The 5,147-nt window shown below is 45.8% G+C and carries 5 protein-coding genes; 3 read left to right on the top strand and 2 right to left on the bottom strand.

Translation table 11 applies throughout. From position 1 onward, the window contains the following. Nucleotides 1–146 precede the first annotated feature (146 nt). From ABD892_RS11845 to ABD892_RS11835, 3 genes are read left to right on the top strand one after another with little or no spacing between them, the layout of a single operon-like run. Complete coding sequence (locus ABD892_RS11845; RefSeq protein ID WP_345195889.1) at nt 147–1,070, top strand: hypothetical protein; 924 nt, start codon at nt 147–149, stop codon at nt 1,068–1,070. Beyond that, nucleotides 1,067–2,512: a hypothetical protein gene (locus tag ABD892_RS11840; RefSeq protein WP_345195887.1), complete on the top strand. Its 1,446-nt coding sequence runs from the start codon at nt 1,067–1,069 to the stop codon at nt 2,510–2,512. The genes ABD892_RS11845 and ABD892_RS11840 overlap by 4 nt, the downstream gene beginning before the upstream one ends. Further along, a complete protein-coding gene (locus ABD892_RS11835) occupies nt 2,513–3,058 on the top strand; it encodes a condensin complex protein MksE (RefSeq protein ID WP_345195886.1) in 546 nt (181 codons plus the stop codon). It abuts the gene before it with no gap. On the opposite strand, the gene ABD892_RS11830 is transcribed toward ABD892_RS11835, so the two are convergent. Both ABD892_RS11830 and ABD892_RS11825 read right to left on the bottom strand, forming a co-directional pair. After that, the gene (locus ABD892_RS11830; RefSeq protein WP_345195885.1) at nt 3,047–4,507 is read right to left on the bottom strand and encodes a Tn7-like element transposition protein TnsE; all 1,461 of its coding nucleotides are present in this window, start codon (nt 4,505–4,507) and stop codon (nt 3,047–3,049) included. The two genes, ABD892_RS11835 and ABD892_RS11830, sit on opposite strands and share 12 nt — an antisense overlap. A 76-nt stretch (nt 4,508–4,583) precedes the next feature. Continuing rightward, the gene (locus ABD892_RS11825) at nt 4,584–5,072 is read right to left on the bottom strand and encodes a hypothetical protein (protein WP_345195883.1); all 489 of its coding nucleotides are present in this window, start codon (nt 5,070–5,072) and stop codon (nt 4,584–4,586) included. Nucleotides 5,073–5,147 lie beyond the last annotated feature (75 nt).

Below are 5,147 nucleotides of genomic sequence, written 5' to 3'. Positions count from 1 at the left end.
ATTTTGCCTGAAGAGCACAGGGGACGCTCTCTTCATTCAATTTAGCCTTACTTCTTCAGATCGTTAAGCGGGAGTTAAGGAATGAAGAAGCGAACGAGCTCGATCACGTCATCATGGTGGAACTGAAGTCAGGCCAGGGGCGTTGTGTGGAGTTGCTTCGGAGGCTGGCTACAGCTGAAATCGTCTCGGGAATTGATGATGTCGTCCATTCCGTCGAAATAAACAGTGGCGAGTTTAGAGAGGCATACAATCGCTTTTTCACCGAGTTCCATAACCTTGATATGTATGAACAAGAGCTTTCGGACAAGATAAAAAAGCATAACGCTAATACTTCTCGGGAGATCAGTCTGCTTGAGCAGATTAATAGTGGCATTGAGGCGTTCGCCAATGAGATTAATCAGTCATTCTCCGGTGTTAAGGTATCCAATCTTCAATCCGTTGAGCTGAGAGTCCAAAAACATCAGGGGTTTACCACTTTGATGGGTGATGTTGCCCGTTTCCGTACAGACATAGACTCGCTGGCCTCTGACTCCTTCTATGATCGCCTGAGGAGCTTTAGTGATAACTACCTGCAAAAGGGCAGAAAAAGAGGACTGCTGGACATAGAGAACATTGTCACAGGTGTAGAGTACATTTACGGTTTTGACGGCCGGAAAGAAAAGACTCAACAAAGCAACGGTACAACCATCATGATAAACACGGTTGTATTGAGCATCCTCCTGGATAAGCTGACTTCAGGCGATCTTAAAATGAGAATGCCTGTGATCTTCGATGAGGCCGCCGCCATTGATGAGAGGAACTTGCCCGCACTTCACGGTATTGTACAACGTGTCGGATTAACCCTACTGGCTGCAACCCCTCACTTTCAAATGCATATTGGAAATTCACTTGGCCACTGGCACTACCTGTTCGATCAAAAGGTAACTGACACTGATCAGATCGGAGACAAGTGTACAACCATATATCATAAAGAAGGTGAATACCTTAAGCGCATCGAACCCATTGAAAAGGATAACCGAGCCAAAGAACCCCAGAATGAACCATTTGTAGTAGAGAGTGAGACTGCATGAGCACTGCAACACACCTCACTATTGCGGCAATTTTTGAGAACAAACGCTTATTCTTCGGGCTGATGGATCGCCACAATACGAGCAACCACTCCAGTGGCTTTTTGTTCCTGATCTCTGAATATGATCATGCCTTGGATATAGCCAGCAAAGGTATGGATTCGGCTAACAGGCACAAGTTTATTGATGCGCTATCTCTCGACAACCTGAAATACAACGAGCTGCTTGAAACCCTCGACTATAACGAAGGACACTTTTCCCTTAACGCCCACGTTGAGGGGCTTCTCCGTCAGCTTGAAGCCAAGCGGATCCGCGAACTATCTGACTACGACCTCAATCTTCTGATCGGTCAGGTCGATGGAGCCTATGCTATGGCAATGGATGTCGGTCACCATCACAGCTTCGACTCAAGCTATAAGGAGATGTTTGAGGCCGTTAGGGATACATTCTACAGTGTTGCCGCAAAGTTGAGAGTCAATGTAAAGTCGCTTAAAGGTCATGCTGGACAGCTAAGTGAAATTGTCGATTCGGTTGACTTTTCTGTTGACGGTCAATATCTGAAGTACCGAAAAACCATGGACCGTATTTCTCAACTGTACCAACGCAATGTATTGCCAACCCTGATGTTTCTGAATCCCGATCTGGATATCAAACGAGTTCGAAATAACAGCGCATTTGTCACAATTCATCGTGAGTCCAATAAAGCCCCTATGAGGGTAATGCAAGAGATAGTTAATCATTTCGACCTGTTCAAAGCCCATGAACAATCTCTGATTCTTAATCGTCTGTTGTTGGACATTAAGAGCTTAGGGCGTGATATTGACTCGGTGGCTGAGCAACTGAGCCGCTACCTGAAAATGGATGAAGAAGACCGTCGCTTTTATAATGCGGCTGAAGAACGTTTCAACCGTCTTAAGGATGTTGTCCGCGAAAACCAACGGGGTCAACAGCGAGGCTATCTTCTACAAGCTACAGACCCTATTTTTAAAGACTCTCATGTTCTTGGTTCGCTTAAGGCTTACCGTATCGGACATTCTCAGGCTGTCAACTGGGCCAAAGATTCTGCATTGGAGAGTTATAAAGAGATTTTGCGTGTTCGGCTTGAGTCTCTAGACGACAAAACAAAACGCCAGAAACCGAATCCAAAGGCCAGCCAAACCTCAGTTGATGCTCGGAAGTCTGAGCGTCTTATGATCACTTTGGACGCAATGACGTTACCTGAGAGGACGAATAATCTCCACGAACTCCTGCATGAGCATCTGGCAAACACCATTGAAGACTACGACTTGTCTTGGCTTGGCGAAGCGGTTGAATACATTAGCACCAAAGGTAAGACGAGGAACGCCATGAGCTGTATATCAGGGCTACAGAAAATAGAACACAAAGGCTTCGAACTTGGATACCGTCCCAGAGAGTTCCAAGTTTGCATTGAAAAGGCAGTGTAGATGGACAAGAACAAGAGTAAAGATATATACGACATTTTCATGCAGGGAGCTTTCGTTAACAAAAGCACCGTACAAGGTGATCGTTTAGTACCTAATCCACTCTTCGATGAGCTGGCCAATGAGTTTAACCGCGATCAGTATAGCGCACTCTACCAGGCTATCGGCTACGAGCTGATTCAGATGGGCAACTGCTTCTTTATAAATCGAATGGGTGAAGCCGGACAGCCGGGGGACGTTGCCATGAAGATTATGGCACTGTTTGACCTCTTGCACCGGGCGATGACTTTTATGTCATGCCGATACACCCAAATCACTGAATTTTCGCTTGGGATCGACTGGGTTACACTCCAGCAATATAATCAAAACGAGGAATTCCAGAAGATTCTGCAAGCTGTTGGCCTGAAAGACAGCTTTACCCGAGAAATAGCAAAGGTGCTGTTTGCTAGGCAGCTAGCAATTAAAAACCATCGTGATCGACTGGTGCTAACCGATGCAGGGATAGCGCTGTCTACCCACTTTTTGAAAGAAGTTACCTCACAGTTGTGAGGTAACTTCTTCCGTATTATTTACTTGCTGCCTAGTACGGGTCACAGCTCTGTCCAGAGCCGCTACCCAAGCATCTTTATACTCTGACGGTGTGCGAGCCTGCTTAACCCCCTCCACAGATGTTTCTCGCTGTGGGTGCTTGGCAAAGTCACTTACTCCACAATGCTGGTTAATGATTTTTGTGTCCCATCTAACACCATTATCTGAACAGCCCTGCATTATCGCACGGAAACTTTTTAGGGGATCACTATTGAAACCAAAAACCCTGGTGCTCAAGGTTTTTTTGGGGGCATAGTCATCCATATCTACTTCAACGATCAAAAGAGGCAAACCTAAGTAACGGATGTAAGCTACATGGAAGACTCTGGGCTTTCCTGTATCTTTATTGATGTACGCGCTTCGATGGGTTATGGGTTTTGGGAGTTCGTAGCATTTGATTGCAATATGTTGATAGCCTTCAAGCTCAATGAGCTGAGTTATAACCTCTTGAAAAAGCTGGAACCTGCTCGCCCCCTCTGCAGACTTCAGATCTCCCTGCGGATCTTCTTCTGAGCGGTTGATACCAAAATCAAGTTCCTGGGATGTACCCTCTTTTCCGGCATGTCCTACACCAGTTCTTTCAGCGGTATTTTTCGCACCAGAAGTCACAGCGGGTGATAGTTTATTCTCCTGCTTTTCAGGCACCAGTTGCGATGGTATTTCATTCCCAAAGGTAAAACTGAAGCCTGCTTCGCTAACAATATCCCGTTTTCCACCCAACTTGGGAATGCTCTGTAAATCCAGCAAGGGATCCTGATCTGGTTTATCGACTACAGGCCTTCTTTTATCTTTCGGGTCAACACAAACCACTTTCTTAAGGTTAGGGTGAAAAATCAGTACTTTGTTCTGGTAGAAAAAAGAAGGGTTATGAAGAGCAGTGATTTCCTGCGTATAAAATATATCTTCAACCTGATCACCTACTGGCCCTGCAACTTTTGCTACCCACCCGTCCAAACACGGTGGCTCAAAGTCAAAAGACCATTCAGATCTTCCACACAGGAGTAAAGATTCATAGATGCTGCTGAACCCTTTTCTCGCCCTTTCATCAAACAATAACCATATCAAATGAGCCTGAGCACTCCGTGATTGGAGACTGGATACGGAAAAGTCTGACAACCTGTTGAAAGTGATAGTGCTTGTATTCTGGTCCTGTTCAGTTGTCGCCAGGCCTTGCAAGCCATTAGGCCGTAGCGCTGTTCTTGTCAGGTGCGTATTGTGAAGGTAAAGGGTTCTGGCCAGTTCTATAGCAGGAATAGCTACACGACAGCCACCGCAATCATAGACAAAAACAACCTTCCCGGTTTGATCTTTGATTTTACCTTTATAACCTTCAAACCTGACTTGCCTTGACTGCCTGTTTTCAGATGAAAAGCGCTTTTTATTGTCATAAGTACATCCTTCAACAAGCATTGGAATTAGTTCAGCGGGAACATCATTTGCCGGGTGCCCATCAAAAGTAACTCTTATATGTGGCCTGAGCTTATGGTTAAACCATTTTCTGGTATTGATCGGACCAATCACTCTTAGGGGTGCGTTCAACGGGAACCGACTCAATTCTCTGCCAGGCCGGGATGTCCATTCGGAGAATTTCCCGTGCAGGCTTCCGACTACGTTGACGGCTGAGACCAGCAAATCGTTCAATTTCACAAACAGGCCTTATGTGTTCATTCCTTTGTGTTAGTTCGGCCATGATACAAGCAAGCCTGCGGGTCTGGTACTCCTCAATAGATTCGCTATAGCGAATAAAAAAGGCATTGCAAAGCGGTAACTTGTTCAGTTTCTTTTCTACCAGACTTTTAACTCCAAGCTGGTTGCAAAACCATGCACGGGAACGGCGGGGCAGTTCAAGCACCTCACAACTCTCGGCCTCTATGACTAGAAACTGCTTGACCAGCTGTCTGTCCCGCACACCCCAATCGACACGTCTGTTTACGTAATTTTTGACTGTGGCAGGCTTGTGCTGAAGTAGCTGCATATTCTGGTTTACTTGAACACCGATTCTGGTCTACTTGAACACCCCCGTCACCTTACGTATTGGCGAGCCTGATTT

Source organism: Kistimonas scapharcae (assembly GCF_039540975.1).
Classification (GTDB): Bacteria; Pseudomonadota; Gammaproteobacteria; order Pseudomonadales; family Endozoicomonadaceae; genus Kistimonas; species Kistimonas scapharcae.
Note: the sequence above shows the minus strand (reverse complement) of the source record. Positions and strands in the feature narration are given on the sequence as shown.